15 protein-coding genes are annotated in these 17,248 nt (G+C 72.4%); 2 read left to right on the forward strand and 13 right to left on the reverse strand.

The annotated features are described in order from the left end of the window. Nucleotides 1-63 precede the first annotated feature (63 nt). The 9 genes from FXF65_RS34850 to FXF65_RS34890 form a co-directional block, all read right to left on the reverse strand. A complete protein-coding gene (locus FXF65_RS34850) occupies nt 64-444 on the reverse strand; it encodes a hypothetical protein (protein WP_148354326.1) in 381 nt (126 codons plus the stop codon). A gap of 59 nt (nt 445-503) precedes the next feature. Continuing rightward, entirely contained in the window at nt 504-1,772 is a 1,269-nt protein-coding gene (locus tag FXF65_RS34855; RefSeq protein ID WP_148354327.1) for a thymidine phosphorylase, read from the reverse strand. A gap of 3 nt (nt 1,773-1,775) precedes the next feature. Then, entirely contained in the window at nt 1,776-2,183 is a 408-nt protein-coding gene (locus FXF65_RS34860) for a cytidine deaminase (protein WP_148354328.1), read from the reverse strand. Between the two features lie 5 nt (nt 2,184-2,188). After that, nucleotides 2,189-3,544 carry an ABC transporter permease gene (locus FXF65_RS34865; RefSeq protein WP_148354329.1) on the reverse strand — a complete coding sequence of 452 codons (1,356 nt, stop codon included), beginning with the start codon at nt 3,542-3,544 and terminating at the stop codon, nt 2,189-2,191. A 73-nt stretch (nt 3,545-3,617) separates the two neighbouring features. Beyond that, on the reverse strand, nt 3,618-4,826 hold the full coding sequence (locus tag FXF65_RS34870; protein WP_148354330.1) for an ABC transporter permease: 1,209 nt from the start codon (nt 4,824-4,826) through the stop codon (nt 3,618-3,620). After that, nucleotides 4,823-6,361, reverse strand: coding sequence for an ABC transporter ATP-binding protein (locus tag FXF65_RS34875; protein WP_246199309.1), 1,539 nt, complete (start codon nt 6,359-6,361; stop codon nt 4,823-4,825). The genes FXF65_RS34870 and FXF65_RS34875 overlap by 4 nt, the downstream gene beginning before the upstream one ends. A gap of 130 nt (nt 6,362-6,491) precedes the next feature. Next, the gene (locus tag FXF65_RS34880) at nt 6,492-7,553 is read right to left on the reverse strand and encodes a BMP family lipoprotein (protein WP_246199310.1); all 1,062 of its coding nucleotides are present in this window, start codon (nt 7,551-7,553) and stop codon (nt 6,492-6,494) included. A gap of 330 nt (nt 7,554-7,883) precedes the next feature. Then, a complete protein-coding gene (locus tag FXF65_RS34885) occupies nt 7,884-9,128 on the reverse strand; it encodes an amidohydrolase (RefSeq protein WP_187412678.1) in 1,245 nt (414 codons plus the stop codon). 493 nt (nt 9,129-9,621) lie between these two features. Further along, nucleotides 9,622-10,788: a glutamate--cysteine ligase gene (locus FXF65_RS34890; RefSeq protein ID WP_148354332.1), complete on the reverse strand. Its 1,167-nt coding sequence runs from the start codon at nt 10,786-10,788 to the stop codon at nt 9,622-9,624. Between the two features lie 482 nt (nt 10,789-11,270). On the opposite strand from FXF65_RS34890, the gene FXF65_RS34895 reads away from it, so the two are divergent. Beyond that, nucleotides 11,271-12,518, forward strand: a complete 1,248-nt coding sequence (locus tag FXF65_RS34895) for a D-alanyl-D-alanine carboxypeptidase family protein (RefSeq protein ID WP_246199312.1) — start codon at nt 11,271-11,273, stop codon at nt 12,516-12,518. Nucleotides 12,519-12,695: 177 nt separating this feature from the next. Next, entirely contained in the window at nt 12,696-13,124 is a 429-nt protein-coding gene (locus FXF65_RS34900; protein WP_148354333.1) for a nuclear transport factor 2 family protein, read from the forward strand. On the opposite strand, the gene FXF65_RS34905 is transcribed toward FXF65_RS34900, so the two are convergent. The 4 genes from FXF65_RS34905 to FXF65_RS46030 all read right to left on the reverse strand — a co-directional run bounded on the left by FXF65_RS34905 (nt 13,094) and on the right by FXF65_RS46030 (nt 17,180). After that, a complete protein-coding gene (locus FXF65_RS34905; protein ID WP_222868888.1) occupies nt 13,094-14,296 on the reverse strand; it encodes a YhjD/YihY/BrkB family envelope integrity protein in 1,203 nt (400 codons plus the stop codon). The genes FXF65_RS34900 and FXF65_RS34905 overlap by 31 nt on opposite strands. Before the next feature lie 96 nt (nt 14,297-14,392). Next, on the reverse strand, nt 14,393-14,890 hold the full coding sequence (locus FXF65_RS34910; protein WP_148354334.1) for a 2'-5' RNA ligase family protein: 498 nt from the start codon (nt 14,888-14,890) through the stop codon (nt 14,393-14,395). A 109-nt stretch (nt 14,891-14,999) separates the two neighbouring features. Further along, nucleotides 15,000-16,082 carry a tryptophan--tRNA ligase gene (gene trpS, locus FXF65_RS34915; RefSeq protein ID WP_148354455.1) on the reverse strand — a complete coding sequence of 361 codons (1,083 nt, stop codon included), beginning with the start codon at nt 16,080-16,082 and terminating at the stop codon, nt 15,000-15,002. Between the two features lie 18 nt (nt 16,083-16,100). Further along, entirely contained in the window at nt 16,101-17,180 is a 1,080-nt protein-coding gene (locus tag FXF65_RS46030) for a hemolysin family protein (protein ID WP_281288980.1), read from the reverse strand. Nucleotides 17,181-17,248: the final 68 nt, after the last annotated feature.

A 17,248-nucleotide genomic window follows, 5' to 3' on the forward strand; every position in this document is an offset into this window, starting at 1 on the left:
AACAAACCTGCCGGTTACGGCGGTGGCGTTTCGTAGGCGGGTCCGCGCGCTCCGGCAAAATCGTCAGGACCGGCGCTTTCGTCGGGCCCGGCGCTCCTCTTCCACGGCGTCGAAGAACCAGTCGGGCAGCCTGCCCTCGGCGCGGAGGAGCTTCCGCTCCACCGGGCTCAGCCGGTCGGTCACGACGTCGACGGGAATGGCGAACGTCGCGAGCCGTCCGCTGGAGGCTTCGTTCGAGAGCTTCCGAGCGTCCCCGACGGTGTCGCCCCGCGTCCGGCTCCTGCTGAGGGCGTTGGCCGTGGCGCCCGCGCTGAGGACGCGCAGCGGCACCGTCCACCAAGGCGTGGCGCGGCGCGACAGTTCTGGACGTGCGGCCTCCCACGCCAATCTGGAGTCCTGGAGGGGACGGTTCGGCACCCAGTCCTTCGGACGCGCGAGACCCATGGACGGCCTTCTTTCTGCCTATTCCTTTATGCGATTCTGCGTCGCCGCCCGAAAGGGAGTCAGGAGACGCGGTCGATGATCAGGGGGTGGAGGGACGAGGTGCCGTCGATCTCGAACGCGCCGTCCAGGGATTCCAGTGCGCGGGGAATCCGAGAAGCGTCGTCCGCGTGCAGCGTGAGGAGCGGCGCGCCCGCGGTGACCGTGTCGCCGGGCCTGGCGTGGCAGATGATCCCCGCCGCCGCGGACACCGGGTCCTCCTTGCGGGCGCGGCCCGCGCCGAGCCGCCACGCGGCGACGCCCACGCCGTACGCGTCCAGGCCGGTCAGGACGCCGGACGACGGCGCCGTGACCGTGTGGGTCTCGCGCGCGGACGGCAGCGGCGCGTCCGGGTCGCCGCCCTGCGCGGTGATCATGCGGCGCCAGACGTCCATGGCGGAGCCGTCCTTGAGCGCGTCCGCCGGGTCCTTCGCGGTGAGCCCGGCGGCGTCGAGCATCTCGCGGGCCAGCGTCAGCGTCAGCTCGACGACGTCGGACGGCCCGCCGCCCGCGAGCACCTCCACCGACTCCGCGACCTCGACGGCGTTGCCGACCGCCGCGCCGAGCGGCCGGTCCATGGCGGTCAGCAGCGCGGTCGTGCGGACGCCGTGGTCGGCGCCGATCGCGACCATCGTCTCGGCCAGCTCGCGCGCGTTCTCGACGGTCTTCATGAACGCGCCGGAGCCGACCTTGACGTCCAGGACGAGCGCGCCCGTCCCCTCCGCGATCTTCTTCGACATGATCGAGGACGCGATCAGCGGGATCGACTCCACGGTGCCGGTCACGTCGCGGAGGGCGTAGAGCTTGCGGTCGGCGGGGGCGAGGCCGCCGCCCGCCGCGCATACCACCGCGCCCGCCGAGCGCAGGACGTCCAGCATCTCCGCGTTCGACAGCGACGCCCGCCAGCCGGGGATCGACTCCAGCTTGTCGAGCGTCCCGCCGGTGTGGCCGAGGCCGCGCCCGGACAGTTGCGGGACGGCCGCCCCGCACGCCGCCACCACCGGCGCCAGCGGCAGCGTGATCTTGTCGCCGACGCCGCCGGTGGAGTGCTTGTCGGTGGTCGGACGGTCGAGCGACGACCAGTCCATCCGCTCGCCGGAGCGGATCATGGCGTCCGTCCAGCGGGCGACCTCCGCGCGGGACATGCCGTTCAGCAGGATCGCCATCGCGAGCGCGGCCATCTGCTCCTCGGCGATCGCGCCGCGCGTGTAGGCGTCGACCGCCCAGTCGATCTGGTCAGGGGCGAGCGTCCCGCCGTCGCGCTTGGCGCGGATGACGTCGATCGCGTCCACCGATCACGCCCTCTCGATCAGGTCGTCTGGGCCGAACGCGTCCGGCAGGACGTCCGACATGGGCAGGATCCCCTTGGTCGTCTCGATCAGCATCGACGCGCCGCCGTGCTCCCAGAGGAGCTGGCGGCAGCGCCCGCACGGCATCAGCGTGGTCCCGTGCCCGTCGACGACCACGACCGCGAGCAGGCGCGGGTTCTCCTCCGGGCGTCCGGGGCCGTGCAGGGCGGACACGAGACCGCACTCCGCGCACAGGGCGACCCCGTACGCGGCGTTCTCGACGTTGCAGCCGGTGACGATGCGTCCGTCGGCCGCCAGCCCGGCGGCGCCGACCGGGAACCCGGAGTAGGGGCAGTAGGCGCGCTTCATCGCGTCCCGCGCGGCGTCGCGCAGGGCGGACCAGTCGATCTCCATAGGCGTTATCGTGCCTCACCGCGCCGATATCGAAGCCCGTTCGCGGCGGGCATTCTGAGCCGCTGGCTCGCCAGGGCCAGGACGAGAAGGGTCGTCAGATGCGGCGTGAACGACACCAGTTCGCCCGGGACGATCTCGCTCATCATGAACCAGACCAGCAGCGCGGCGGCCGCGACGAGCGACAGCGCGGCGCCGACGTAGGCGCCCCGCAGCTCCCGGCGGCCGAGGTCGGTGACCACCTCCGGCCGCAGCCGGGACGCCCGGAACCCCTGCCAGATCGCGACGCCGATCAGCAGCACCGCGACGAACAGCAGCAGCGCGTGGACGGACTGCCCGCCGCCGCGCACGTTCATCGCGTCCGTGTAGCCGAACAGCAGCGACCCGGCGGCGAGCCCGCCCGGCCGCCAGTTCCCGAAGATCATGGCGGCGAGGCCGATGAAGCCGCGGCCGTTGGTCTGGCCGTCCTGGTAGAGCGGGGCGGCGACGGTGACGAGGAACGCGCCCGCGAGGCCGGAGAACCCGCCCGAGATCATGACGGCCGCGTACTTCATCCGGTACACGTGCACGCCGAGCGACTCGGCGGCGTACGGGTCCTCGCCGCAGGACCGGATGCGCAGCCCGAACGGCGTCCGCCACAGGACGACGAAGCTCAGCGGGATGAGCAGCAGCGCCACCAGCGTCAGCAGCGACATGTCGCTGGTCAGCCCGCGCACGATGCCCGCGAGGTCGGACGCCAGGAACCAGTGGCGGCGCTCCAGCGAGCCGAGCCAGTCGGGGCTCTCCCAGCCGCCGATCTTCCCGCCGGACAGCACCGGCAGCGTCAGCGTGTTGATCGGATCGACCGGCGGGGACTGCCGGGGCCCGCCGCCGAGCGCCTTCGCCTCGCCCTTGTCGAAGATCAGCCCGGCGAGGAACTGCGTCAGCCCGAGCCCGAGGATGTTGATCGCGACGCCGGACACGATGTGGTCGACGCCGAACGACACGGTCGCGATCGCGTGCAGCAGCCCGCCGAGCGCGCCGCCGATGATCCCGGCGAGCACGCCGATCCACGGGCCCCACTGGTAGCCCGCCCAGGCGCCCGTCCAGGTGCCGAGGATCATCATGCCCTCAAGGCCGATGTTGATCACGCCGGAGCGCTCGGACCAGAGCCCGCCGAGCCCGGCCAGGAAGATCGGGACGGCGAGCCGCAGGGACGCGCTGACCGTCCCGCTGGACGTCACCGGGTCCGCGTCGTCGATCACCCGGACCAGCGACAGCAGCACCAGCAGCCCGGACGCGATCAGCAGGTAGTGCGGCCACCGCAACCGCCGTCCCTTGGCAGCGGCCTTGGCCAGCGAGACCGTCTCAGCAGCCGCACTCACGACGCCCTACCTTTCTGGGGGACGACCCCCAGCCCCCCGCGGCGGGAGCGCCATGATCCTCGCTTCGCTGCGGTCATGACGCCTCCCGCGCGAGGTCGTGGCCGGTGGCCAGTTCGGCGGCGACCGTCCGTTGCTGGAGGCGGATCTCCCAGCGTCTGACCAGCTCGTACACGATGACGACGGTCAGCACGACCACGCCCTGCATCACCCCGACGATCTCCTTCGGCACGTCGACCTCCTGCAGCACGTCGGAGGTCTGGTCGAGGAACGCGAACAGCAGCGCGGCGAGCGCGATGCCCGCCGGATGGTTGCGGCCGAGCAGCGCGACCGTGATCCCGGTGAAGCCGAGCCCGGCCGGGAAGTTCAGCGAGTACTCGTAGGACGCGCCGAGCAGCTCCGGCATCCCGATCAGCCCGGCCACCACGCCGGACGCGATCATCGTGTAGACGATCATCCGCCGGGCGTTGACGCCGCTCGCCTGCGCGGCGGACTGCGACAGCCCCGACACCTTCAGGTCGAACCCGAACCGGGTGTAGTTGATCACGACCCAGAACACGATCCCGACGACGATCGCGAGCGGCAGCAGCCCGTACACCTCGCCCGGCAGGTCGATCCCGATCGAGGAGAGGAAGCCGTTCAGCGAGCCGACCCGCCCGTCCGACGGGATCTTCGGGGTCGCGACGTTGTTGCTGCCCGGCCGCAGCTCGGCGAGCCGCTGGTCGTTCAGCAGGTACGCGATCAGCCCGGTCGCGATCGCGTTCAGCATGATCGTGGACAGCACCTCGCTGACCCCGCGGGTCACCTTCAGCACGCCCGCGATCGCCGCCCACAGTCCGCCGACCACCATCGCCGCGGCGATCACCAGCAGCTGGCCGAGCGGCGCGGGCAGGGTGAGCGCGCCGCCGAGCGCGGCGGCGAGGAACGCGGCCAGCCGGTACTGGCCGTCCACGCCGATGTTCAGCAGCGCCATCCGGAACCCGATCGCCACCGCGACCGCGGACAGGTAGTAGCGGGTCGCGCGGTTGACGATGTCGACGATCGAGTTGCTGGTCGTGCCGTAGTCGATCATGCTCTGGATGGAGCTGACCGGGTCGGCGCCGGTGACCCGCAGCAGGATCATCGTGATGCCGAGCGAGATCAGCAGCGCCAGCACCGGCGCGCCGATCCGCAGCCCGAGCCCGCGCGGGCCGAGGCCCCGCAGGATCGCCTTCCACGCGGGCACCGGCTCCGGCACGTCCGGCGCCTTCTCCTCGGCGAGGTCCGGGTCCTTCGGGTCGCTCATGTGGCGGCCTCCGCGCCGGTCATGGCGGAGCCGAGGTCCTCGGGGGTGACGGTGCGGGGGTCGACCTCGGCGACCAGCTCTCCCCGCAGGATCACGTGCAGGGTGTCGGACATGCCCATGAGTTCCTCAAGGTCGGCGCTGATCAGCAGGACGGCCAGCCCCGCCGCGCGGGCCTGCCGCAGGTGGTCCCAGATCGCGGCCTGGGCGCCGACGTCGATGCCGCGGGTCGGGTGCGCGGCGATCAGCAGGTGCGGGTCGCCGGACATCTCCCGGCCGACGATCAGCTTCTGCTGGTTGCCGCCGGACAGCGCGGCGGCGGGCACCTCGATGCCGGGCGTCCGGACGTCGTAGTCGCGGACGATCCGGGTCGTGTCGCGGCGGGCGCCGCGCCGGTCCGTCCACGGGCCGCGCACGTTCGGCCGCTGCGTCTGGTGGCCGAGCATGCGGTTCTCCCACAGCGTCGCCTCCAGGACGAGCCCGTGCCGGTGCCGGTCCTCGGGGATGTAGGCGATGCCCGCCTCGCGGCGCCGCCGCGTCGACCAGTGGGTGACGTCCTGTCCGCCGTAGCGGATCGTTCCCGAGTCGGCGTGCCGGACGCCCATGATCGTCTCGATCAGCTCGGTCTGCCCGTTGCCCTCGACGCCCGCCAGCCCGACGATCTCGCCGCGCCGGATGCGCAGGGACACGCCGTCCACGACGGGGCGGCCCTCCGGGGTGAGGACGGTCAGCCCGGCGACGTCGAGCTGGACCTCCTCGGTCACGGTCGATTCGCGGAGCTCCGGGGTGGGCAGCTCCGATCCGACCATCAGCTCGGCCAGCCGCCGGGACGTGACCTCCCCCGGGTCGAGCCGGGTCGCGACCGTGGTCCCGCGCCGGATCACCGAGATGGTGTCGGCGACGGTCAGCACCTCGTCCAGCTTGTGCGAGATGAACAGCACGGTCAGGCCCTCGGCCCGCAACTCCCGCAGGTTGCCGAACAGCTCGTCGACCTCCTGCGGGACGAGTACGGCCGTCGGCTCGTCCAGGATCAGGACGCGCGCGCCCCGGTACAGCACCTTGAGGATCTCCACGCGCTGCCGCTCGCCGACGCCGAGCGTCTCGACCAGCACGTCCGGGTCGACGTGCAGCCCGTAGGCCCGCGACATCTCGGTGATCTTCGCGCGGGCGGCGGCGAAGTCGATCCGGCCGCGCCGCCAGCCGGCGCCGCGCGGCTCGGCGCCGAGCACCACGTTCTCCAGGACGGTCAGGTTGTCCGCCAGCTTGAAGTGCTGGTGGACCATGCCGATGCCGCGGGCGATCGCGTCCGCCGGGGTGCGGAAGGAGACCTGCTCGCCGTCGACCTCGATCGTCCCCTCGTCCGGCTTCTGCATGCCGTAGAGGATCTTCATCAGGGTCGACTTGCCCGCGCCGTTCTCCCCGCACAGCGCGTGCACCTCGCCGCGCTCGATCGCGAGGTTGATGTCGCGGTTCGCCACCACACCGGGGAACCGCTTGGTGATCGATGTCAGCCGCACGGCCGGCACCTGCTCAGGCACGAGTGCCCCTCCTCCGCCTCCGACTCCCGCCTCGGATCCTGGACGCGCCCCCGCCGCCGCCCGCCGCCGCGCCGTGCCGGGCGCCATCGGCGGATGGCGCCCGGCCGCGCGGCTCCGGCCGGACGGGGGGTCAGGCCTTCGTCGGAACCGTGATCTTGCCGCTGACGACGTCGGCCTTCAGCTCTTCGAGCTTGGCCTTGATGTCGTCGACGTTGCCGCCGGTCGTGGAGTAGCCGACCCCCTCGTTCTTCAGGTCGTACTGCTTGGTGCCTGCCTGGAAGGTGCCCTTGGCGACGCCCTCCACGAAGTCGTACACGGCGAGGTCGACGTGCTTGAGCATCGAGGTGAGGATGTGCTGCTTCGCGCCGGCGACCGCGGGCTGGTTGTACTGGTCGGAGTCGACGCCGATGGCCCACTTCCCGGCCTTGCCCACCGTGTTGATCACGCCGATGCCGGCGCCGCCCGCGGCGTGGTAGATGACGTCCGCGTTCGCGTCGAGCTGGCCCTTCGCGGCCTCGTTGCCGAGCCCGGTGTCCTTGAAGCCGTTGAAGTTCGGCGGCTGCGTCAGGTACTTCGGCGGCAGGACCTTGATGCCCGGCTTCGCCTTCTTCGCCCCGGCCTGGTACCCGGCGTAGAACTTCTGGATCAGCGGGACGTTGACGCCGCCGATGAAGCCGATCGTCCCGGTCTTGGACTTCAGCGCCGCCGCCGCGCCGACCAGGTACGAGCCCTGCTCCTCGGCGAAGCACGCGCCGCTCACGTTCGCGCCCTCGACCTTGCACTGGTCGGCGTCCACGACGAGGAACTTGGTGTTCGGGAAGTCCTTGGCGACCTTGATGATCGAAGCGGTGTAGGCGAAGCCGACGCCGATCACCGGGTTGTAGCCCTTGTTCGCCAGCAGCCGCAGCCGGGACTCCTTGTCGGCGTCCGGCTCGTCCGGCTTGGCGGAGATCTCCTCGGTCTGGACGCTCAGGTCCTGCTTGGCCTTGTCGAGGCCCGCGGCGGCGGAGTCGTTGAACGACTGGTCGCCGCGCCCGCCGATGTCGAAGGCCAGCCCGATCTTCAGGGTCTTCTTGCCGCCCTTGTCGGCGTCGTCGCCGCTGTCGGCCTTCTTGCCGCCGCACGCGGAAGCGGTGAGCGTCAGCGCCGCACCCGTGAGGGTGACGAGCGAAATCTTCAGTCCACGGCGCAAGGTAGCGCTCCTTCCGTTCCCCACCCACGGTCCGGCGACCGGTACGGCCACCGAAATCGATCGGACGCTACCTCGCGAATGCGGGCAAACTTCCCGGGTGCACCGTTTCGCAACAGGTCCGTTACCAAGGCGTACGCATATCGCCACAGGTCAGCGCCCCAGGTCAGGGCATGGACAGCCGCTCCCGGCCAGCGAGGAGTCGCGGGGACGGAGATTACCCGGAGTGAGCGTGTCCGCAGGGTGAGTGTTCGCTGCGCCGCAACGCCACCCCGCTCGTCACTCCGGGCCGTTATACCGGGTCGTCATCCCGGGTCGTGAAGGCGCCCGCGGCTAGGCAAGGGCGGCGCCCTCGACGGGCGCGGCGTCGCCGGGACGGCCACCCTCCCACAGCGCGGTCAGCGCGGTCGCGCTCAGCACCCGCACGCCGACCGCGAGGCAGCGCTCGTCGACGTCGAAGTCGCCGCGGTGCAGGTCGTACTCGCCGGGCGAGCCGGGGGTGCGGACGCCGAGCCGGGCGAGCGCGCCCGGGATCGACTCCAGGTACCAGCCGAAGTCCTCGCCGCCGAGGCTCTGCGGGGTCGGGACGACGCCCTCCTCGTCGATGACCTGCGCGGCCGCGTCGCGGAACATCTGCACGCTGGCCGCCTCGTTCACGGTCGGCGGGACGCCCCGGACGTACTCCAGCGACGCCTCCACGTCGTAGGCGGCGGCGACCGACTGGAGCAGCGCCTTCATCATCTCGGGCGCGCGGTGCCAGGCGTCGTCGTCGAGGCAGCGGACCGTTCCCTCGGCGATGCCGTCGTCCGGGATCGCGTTCGCGACCGACCCGGCGGACACCCGTCCCCACACGAGCGACAGGCTGGAGCGCGGGTCGACCCGCCGGGACAGCGCGGACGGCAGCTCCGTGACGATCTTGGCGAGCGCGTACACGAGGTCGGCGGTCAGGTGCGGCCGGGCGGTGTGCCCGCCGGGCCCGGTGACCTTGACGTACACCTTGTCGCAGGCCGCGGTGATCGGGCCGGTGCGCAGGCCGAGCTGGCCGACCTCGATGCGCGGGTCGCAGTGCAGCGCGAACGCGCGGTCGACGCCGACGATGCCGCCCGCCGCCATCACGTCGAGCGCGCCGCCCGGGGTCTCCTCGGCGGGCTGGAACAGCAGCCGGACGCGGCCGGGCAGCAGCCCCGCGGCGGCCTGCTGCGCGAGGAACAGACCCGCGCCCAGCACCATCGAGGTGTGGACGTCGTGGCCGCACGCGTGCGCGACGCCGGGGACCGTCGAGCGGTAGGGGGCCTTCTCCTTCTCGTCCTGGAGGGGGAGGGCGTCGATGTCGGCGCGGAGGGCGATCGTGGTGCCGTCGGCGGGGCCGATGTCGCAGAACAGGCCGGTGCCCTTGGGGAGGATCACCGGCGACAGGCCCGCCGCGCGCAGCCGCTCGGCGAGCTTGCGGGTGGTGCGGTGCTCGGCGTAGCCGAGCTCGGGGTGCATGTGCAGGTCGCGGCGGAACGCGATCAGCTCGTCCTCGTGCGCGGCGAGGAACGCGTCGAGCTGCGGCTGGAGCACCGCGCCGCCGAGCACCGCCGAGCCCGCGGACGCCGCGCCCGGGACGGCCGGGCTCGGCACGATGCCGCCGGTCACGCCCTCGTCGGCCGGGTCCTGCGCGGCGAGCGTCTCGGCGGGCAGCGAACCGCGGGCGGTCTCGGCGGCCTCCCCCGCCGCCGTGCCGCGCGTTCCGGTGCCGCGCGTTCCGGTGCCGTGGGCCTCGGTGCCGCGGGCCGCCGGGCCGGTCGGCCCCGAGGCGGCGGGCGGTTCAAGGCCGGGCATCACCCCGGGTGCCGGGTGTGGTGTCATGTGCGCCCCCTGTGCGACGGCGGAGCCGAAGGGTCTCCGCCCGGTGGTGTCTGTGTTCGCGGTGTCGGTGCTCGCGGTGTCGGTGTCCGCTTCGGCGCCCGCGTCCCGGCCCGCCCCGCGGCCGGTGTCGAGCCCTGCCTCGCGCCCTGTCTCGCGTCCTGCGTCGCTTCCGGGCTCGCGGCCCGCGTCACCCGGGTCGGGCCCCCGTCCGGCCGGGTCCTCACGCTCCGGCATGTGCGACCTCCCCCAGTGTGACGAACCTGTCCTCCGCGAGCTCCGTGACGGCGGCGTCGACGATGTTCTCCAGCGTCCCGCCCTCGGCGCGGATCGCGCGCTGCCGCTCGTACGGCGCCCCGTGTTCCAGTACCTCCCCCGCGACCTTGAGCTCCTCGGCGCAGCCGAGCCGGTCGGCGACGGGCTCCAGTTCCCTGATCAGCTCGTAGAGGTCGTCCCGCAGCGGGGCGGTGCTCCCGGTGTCGTCGGTGATCACGATGGCGTCGAGCCCGTACCTGGTGGCGCGCCACTTGTTGTCGCGGACGACCCAGGCGGCCGGCCGGGGCAGCGTGTACCCGCGGTCGAGCTGCTGCTCGAACAGCGTGACCAGGCTCTGGCACAGCGCCACCGCCATGCCGACCTCGCGCATGGTGGGGATCCCGTCGAACATCCTGATCTCGACCGTGCCGAAGTCGGGATGCGGGCGGATGTCCCACCACACCTCTTTGATGCTCCTTATGGTTCCCGAACGCAGGAGCGTGTCCATGTAATCCTCGAACGCGGCCCAGTCGTCCAGCAGGTGGGGCGGGCCGGCGGTCGGGAGCTGGCCGAACACGATCGCCCGGCTGGAGGCGAGACCGGTGTCGCTGCCCTTCCAGAACGGGCTGGACGCGGTGAGCGCGAGGAAGTGCGGCAGGTAGGCCGACAGGGCGTTCACGATCGGGATGGCCCTGGCGCCTGCGGAGACGCCGACGTGCACGTGGACGCCGAACGTCTGGATGCGGCGGGCGAGCCACTGCATCTCCTCGATCAGCTCGGCGTAGCGCCGGGTGGGCGCCATGACCGCGTCCCGCCAGTCGCTGATCGGGTGGGTGCCGGTGCAGGCCAGCGCGATGCCGCGGTCGGCGGCGGCGGCCCGGAGGGCGGTGAGGGTCCCGGCGAGGTCGGCCTTGGCCTCGGCGACGGTGTGCCGGATCCCGGTCACGACCTCGACCGTGGACTCCATCAGCTCGTGCCGGACGGGCGGGTTGTCGCCGTTCTCGCTGAGCGACGGCAGGGCGGCGAGCACCTCGCGTGCGTCCTGCCGCAGGTGCCTGGTCTCCGCATCGACGAGCTGGATCTCCCACTCGACGCCCAGCGTCGCCCCGTCCGATGCGTTGAAGTCAATGGCCACGGCCAACCTCCGTCCACAATCCTTGCAGGTCGTTGCGTGGCACGTGGCGCAATTCAGCCAGCGGGTCCCTAAGCCTGGACAAACGCCGGTCCAGGTCACGTGTTCGTTCCATGATGGCGTCCGTGCTCCCCGCCCTGCCGGGTCTCATGCCCTTTGCGGATCAATTGACTCATGCGGAGGGTCGGCGGGCATCCCGTGCCATACTTTTCGGTCATTGATCTTGTCTGGGGCACCATCCGATCGAACTAGTCAGTGCGTCCCAAAATACCTGTGGCGACTAAGCGTAACGGATAGGGGGCGTCCGTTACATACCGTGCATCACCGGAGTGCGCCCGGCGTCGCGTACGTCCCGTGCTTGCCGTGTTCACGTTCGGGTACCCCTTCGCCGGATACGTCGCCTAGTCTTCGGGGGAGTCATGGGCGGTACGCGCATGCGCGTGGGGAGCGATAGGGCTCCCACGGGATCGAGGAGCGTCGGAAGCTTGCGAGCAGAGCGACGGGAGCGGACGAGCGTCCGCCGCGCCGTGACGATGATCACCGTGCCGCTGACCGCGGTCGCCCTGACCGCGGGGCCCGTCCTCGTGGCGGCGCCCGCCACCGCGGCGCCCGCGGCCGACCCGGCGGGCCCGCTCGGCGGGCCGCAGCTCGCCGGACGCGGCGTCGTCGTCAACCGCGCGCCCGGCGTGCCGGCCCTGCCGAAGATCAACGCGGGCTCCTACGTCGTCGCCGACGCCGACACCGGGGACGTCCTCGCCGCCAAGGACGCGCACGGCCAGTACCTCCCGGCCAGCACGATCAAGACGCTGACCGCGCTGACGCTCATCCCGAGGCTGGACGCGCAGCGCCTCGTCCGGCCGTCGCAGCACGCCTGCGACGTGGAGGGCACCAAGGTCGGGCTGACCCCGACGATGCAGTACAAGATCTCCGACCTGTTCCACGCGATGCTGATGATGTCGGCCAACGACGCCGCGACGACGCTCGCCGAGGCGAACGGCGGCATGCGCAAGACGATCGCCGACATGAACGCCGAGGCCAAGCGGATCAACGCGCACGACACGCTGGCCGGGTCGCCGAACGGGCTCGACAAGGACCTCGGGCTGACCGTCCGCACCCAGCACACGTCGGCGTACGACCTGGCGCTCGTCCTGCGCGAGGGGATGCGGAACCCGGCCTACCTCTCCTACATGCGGGCGATCGACTTCAAGTTCCCGGCTCCGCCGAGCAAGAAGGAGCTCAAGAAGGGCAAGAAGGTCGGCGGGTACCCGATCCACACCCACAACCACATGCTGCCGGGCGAGCGCGAGGCGTACGCCGGGATGATCGGCGGCAAGAACGGCTACACGGTCGCCGCGCAGCAGACGTTCGTCGCCGAGGCGCGGCGCGGCGGGCACACGGTCGTGATCGCGCTGATGAAGGCGGACCGGCCGCCGTCCCCGTACGCGGCCAAGCTGCTCGACTGGGGCTTCGAGGCGCGCGGCAAGGTGCAGCCGGTGGGCGTCCTCGTCGCGCCCGGCACCCCGAAGAGCTCGGAGAAGGACCGCGCCGACGGCATGCTGCCGGACGAGCCGCTCGCGTCCAACAGCACGCACCGGGCGTGGCTGCTCGTCGGCGGCGGGACGGTGGGCGCGCTGCTGGCGATCCTCGTCCTGTTCGTGGTGCTGCGGCGGCGCAGGCGGCTTGAGGGCCTGCGCTACCGGTCGGCCGCGGCCCCCGACGACCCCGGCCACTGACTCCGGACGCCGGCGGCTGACCCCTGCCCGCCGAGGCTGGCCGCCGCACCCGAATCCGTTTTCCGGCCTGCGGTAAAGGTTCGCTCTGGGCGTCGTCGGGCGCTGGCCCGCGCGTCCGGGCGGGCTTACGCTCGCGGTGGCGGAAGGCGCGAGGGGAAGCCCGGAGGGAAGCCCGGCATGTCCGACATGTACGTCTCCACGTCTGGCGGGCCCGCGCTCGAACATCCGAACGTCGCGCTGCTGAAGGACGGCTACACCGCCTTCGCCAAGGGCGACATGGGCCTCATCCGCGGGCTGCTCGCCGACGACGTCGTGCACCGCGTCCCGGGGAACGGGCCGCTCGCCGGGGAGTACCGGACGCCCGCCGAAGTGCTCGGCTTCTACGTCCGCCTGTTCGAGCTGTCCGGCGGGACGTTCCGCGCCGAGCCGTACGCGGTGATGGCGAACGAGGAGTACGGGACGGCGCTCGTCCAGACCTACGCGGAGCGGCCGGGGCGCGTCCTCGACGGCCGCGCCGTCGACCTGTTCCGCATCGCGGACGGCCGGATCACCGAGATCCGGACGCTGGCCGAGGATCAGTACGCCGACGACGCCTTCTGGTCCTGACCGGGCGGCGGCCGCCGCCCCGACCCCGTCGGCTTCACCCCGGCCGGGTTCGCCCCGGCCGCCGGTTTCGGTTCGGTCGATGGCTTCGGCCCCTCCGGTTTCGCCTCGGTCGCCGGTTTCGCCTCGGCCGGTTTCGGCCCGGTGGCTTTTGCCTCCGGCGGTTTCGTCCCGGCCACTGGCTTTGGCTCGGTCGGTTTCGGCGGGGGCGGCTCCTCCGCCTCCGCCAGGGCGTTGACGTCCGCTCCGGGCTCGGCGTCGGCGTCGGCGGTGAGGACGACGCGGCGGGTCGCCGTCCACGCGGCGACGAACAGCGCGAACCGGGACACGATGTTGATCCACACCATCAGCCCGACCAGGACGGCGAACGCGCCGTAGACCGGGTTCCCGGTCGTCCGGGCGAGGAGCAGCGAGGCGGTCTGCTTGAGGATCTCGAAGCCGACCGCGCCGAACAGCGCGCCGCGGAAGATCCGCCGCCACGGCGCCTGCGTCCCGGACAGCCGGGTGAACAGCACCAGGAAGATCACGGTGTTGAACGCGGTCGCGCAGGCGAGCGACAGCAGCCGCAGCGCGGTGCCCGCGCCGGGGACGTCCTCCAGCCCGACCCAGCCGAGGACGGTGTGCGTCGCCGACGTCGTGACCGTCGAGACGGCCATCCCGCAGATCAGCACGACGCCGAGGAACCCGAGGACGGCCAGGTCCCACACCCGCTTGACGGCGAAGTTCCCGCCGCCGCCCGGCTCGTAGCCCCACATGTCGCGCAGCGCCTCGCGGAGCACCTGCACCCAGCCCTGCCCGGTGACGAGCAGCGCGACGAGCCCGATGATCCCGACCGTCGTCTTGGACTGCGCGATCTGCTCGACCTGGAGGTCCTCGGACAGGCCGGGGAGCATCGAGTTCACCGCGCGGACGAAGTAGTCGCGCGCCTCGTCGCTGAGCCCGACGAGATAGCCGAGCAGCGCGTACGCGAGCGCCAGCAGCGGGAAGAACGACAGGAACCCGTAGCAGGTCAGGGCGGCGGCGAGCCGGTCGCCGCGCCGCTCCCGGTAGCGCTGCAGCGCCCTCCCCTGGTGATCGACCCAGCGCCACCGCGCGCGGGCCGCGCGCAGCACGTCCTTCGCGCCTCCGAACAGAGCGTCGGCCTTCCGCTGGACCCCGCTGATCGCCTGGCGCATGTCGGCAACGTACCCGGAAGCGGTAACTCGATGCGGCAGACCGTAATCGAGTGGTAAACGACCGTCGGTGACCAGCGCGGACGGGCCTGGACCGGATCAGCCGCGGAAGACGAAGTCGCGCTGCGGGCGCCACACGCCGTCCAGCCCGTGCTCGTACAGGGCGAAGCCCCACACGTCGAAGTCGGCGCTGTAGGACGCGAGGTCCTTGAACGCGCGGTCCATGACGTCGTCCGGGAGGTGGTGGGCGATCGTCACGTGCGGGTGGTACGGGAACGGCAGCGGGCGCGCCAACGGCCCGGACAGAACCCTCGCCTGGACGCGCTCGCAGCCGCCGATTCCTTCGGCGAGCGCGACGAACACGACCGGTGACACGGGACGGAACGTTCCGCTGCCGCGGAGCTTGATCTGGAACGGCCGCTCGGTACGCGCGATCTCCCTCAGATGCTCCTCGATGACGGCGAGCTCGGCGTCGTCGACCTCGGTGGGCGGCAGCAGCGTGATGTGCGTCGGGATGGCGTGCGCCATCGGGTCGCCGAACGAGGCCCGCCTGGCCTGGAGGAACGCGCCGTGCGGGTCGGGGATCGGAATGGCCACGCCGATCGCGCGGACGCCGCCGGAGGGCGCGGGAGGCCGTCCCCCCGCGTCCCGGGGCGTTGCGGTGGGTGCGGGGGGTCGCCCCCCCGCATCGTCGCGCGCCGGACGGTCAGCGGCCACGTCCCACGAATCCCACCCGTTCGCGCACGGTCTCCATCGTCCGCGCGGCGACCTCGGACGCGCGGTCCGAGCCCCGCCGCAGCAGCTCGTCGAGGTGCCACTCGTCGTCCAGCAGCGTGAGCGTGCGCTTTCTGATCGGCGCGAAGGTGTCGAGGACGACCTGCGCGAGGTCCTTCTTGAACTGCCCGTAGCCGGAGCCCGCGTAGCGCTTCTCCAGGTCGGGGACGGAGGCGCCGTCCAGCGCGGAGAAGATCCGCAGCAGGTTGGTGACGCCGGCCTTCTTCTCCTCGTCGTAGACGACCTCGGAGCCGGTGTCGGTGACCGCGCGCATGATCTTCTTGCGCATCGGGCCGGGCTCCTCCAGGACGTCGATGATCCCCTGCGGGGAGGACGCCGACTTGCTCATCTTGGCGTCCGGCTCCTGGAGGTCGGTGATCTTCGCGGCGCCGGGCGGGATGTGCGCCTCGGGCAGCACGAACGTGTCGCCGAACCGGTGGTTGAACCGCTGCGCGAGCGTCCGGGTCAGCTCCAGGTGCTGGCGCTGGTCCTCGCCGACGGGGACGCGCAGCGCCCGCTCGCCCTCGCCCGGCTCGGGCGAGTACAGCAGGATGTCGGCGGCCTGGAGGATCGGGTAGGTGAACAGGCCGACGCTCGTCCCGCTCGTGCCCTGCTTGGACGACTTGTCCTTGAACTGGGTCATCCGCCCGGCCTCGCCGAACCCGGTGAGGCAGCCGAGCACCCAGGCCAGCTCCGTGTGCTCCGGGACGTGGCTCTGCACGAAAACCGTGGCGCGGTCGGGATCTAGGCCCATCGCGAAGAGCTGCGCGGCCGCGACAAGCGTCCGGCGGCGCAGCACGGCGGGGTCGTGCTCGATCGTGATCGCGTGCAGGTCGACCACGCAGTAGAAGGCGTCGTGCGTGTCCTGCATGGCGACCCACTGCCGCAACGCGCCCAGGTAGTTGCCGAGGTGGAACGAGTCGGCGGTGGGCTGGATGCCGGACAGCACGCGCGGGGTGAGCGCGCCGCCGGGCTGGGACGCGCCGGGAGCGGCGGGGCTGGACGCTTCGGACATGTGCACGGACCGATTCTCTCAGGCGCCGCCCGAGGCGCCGCCGCGGGTGGCCCCACCGGACGTCCGGCCCGCCGCCCGGCCGCCGCCGGTCGCGGGACCGGTGGCGGAGCCGGAGGCGGCCGGGCCCGTGCCGGCGGGACCGGTCGCGGCCTGGCCGGGGGCGGCGGGGCCGACGGCCGCCCGCGGGGTCGCGGGCGGGGTGCCGGGCGGCGCCGTCACGAGCTGCGGCGGCGTCGCCCGCGGGGTGACGCGCACGCGGGCCACCCGGCGGCCGTCCATCCGGGCCACCGCGAGGCGGTGCCCGGCGGCGTCCACCGCGTCGCCCTCGGCGGGCACGCGGCCGAGCACCGCCATGATGTGCCCGGCGACCGTCTCGTACGGCCCGGCGGGCAGCCGGATGCCGGTCTCGGCGGCGAAGTCGTCGAGGTTGAGCAGGCCGTCGACCTCGACCACGCCGCCGTGCAGGCGCCGCGCCTGCGCGTCCTGGACATCATATTCGTCGCGGATGTCGCCGATGAGCTCCTCCACGAGGTCCTCCAGGGTGACGATCCCGGCCACGCCGCCGTACTCGTCCATGACGATCGCGAGGTGGCAGCCCTCGCGGCGCATCTCCGTCAGCGCGGGCAGGACCCGCTTGGACGGCGGCAGGAACTTCACCGGCCGCACCAGCTCGCCGACCGGGGCGTCCGCCGCGGGCGGGTCGGGGGCGAGCAGGTCGCGGATGTGGACGAACCCGATCACCTCGTCGTGCGAGTCGCGGCAGACCGGGAACCGGGAGTGCGGGCTCCCGGCGGCGGCCCGCGCGGCGTCCGACAGCGGTTGCGCGGCGTCCAGGAACACGACCTCGGTGCGCGGGACGAGAACCTCCCGCAGCGGCCGCTCCCCCGCCGCGAACACCTCCTCGATCAGGGCGCGCTCGTCCGGGGTGAGCTGGGTGTTCCGGGCGACGAGGGCGCGCATCCGCTCGGCGGTCAGCTCCTCGCGGAGCGCGTCCGGGTCGGCGCCCGACAGCCGCACGACGAGGTCGGCCGCGCCCGACAGCAGCCACAGCAGCGGCCGCGCGGCCACTCCGGGTCGCCGCGACGGCGTCCTGTCCATGAGTTCAGCGTTCCCCGTCCCGGGTTGCGGATAGCCTGGCCTGACCCCGCCGTAAGAGAGTCGTCTCA

Origin of the sequence: Actinomadura syzygii (assembly GCF_008085905.1) — a bacterium.
GTDB lineage: Bacteria > Actinomycetota > Actinomycetes > Streptosporangiales > Streptosporangiaceae > Spirillospora > Spirillospora syzygii.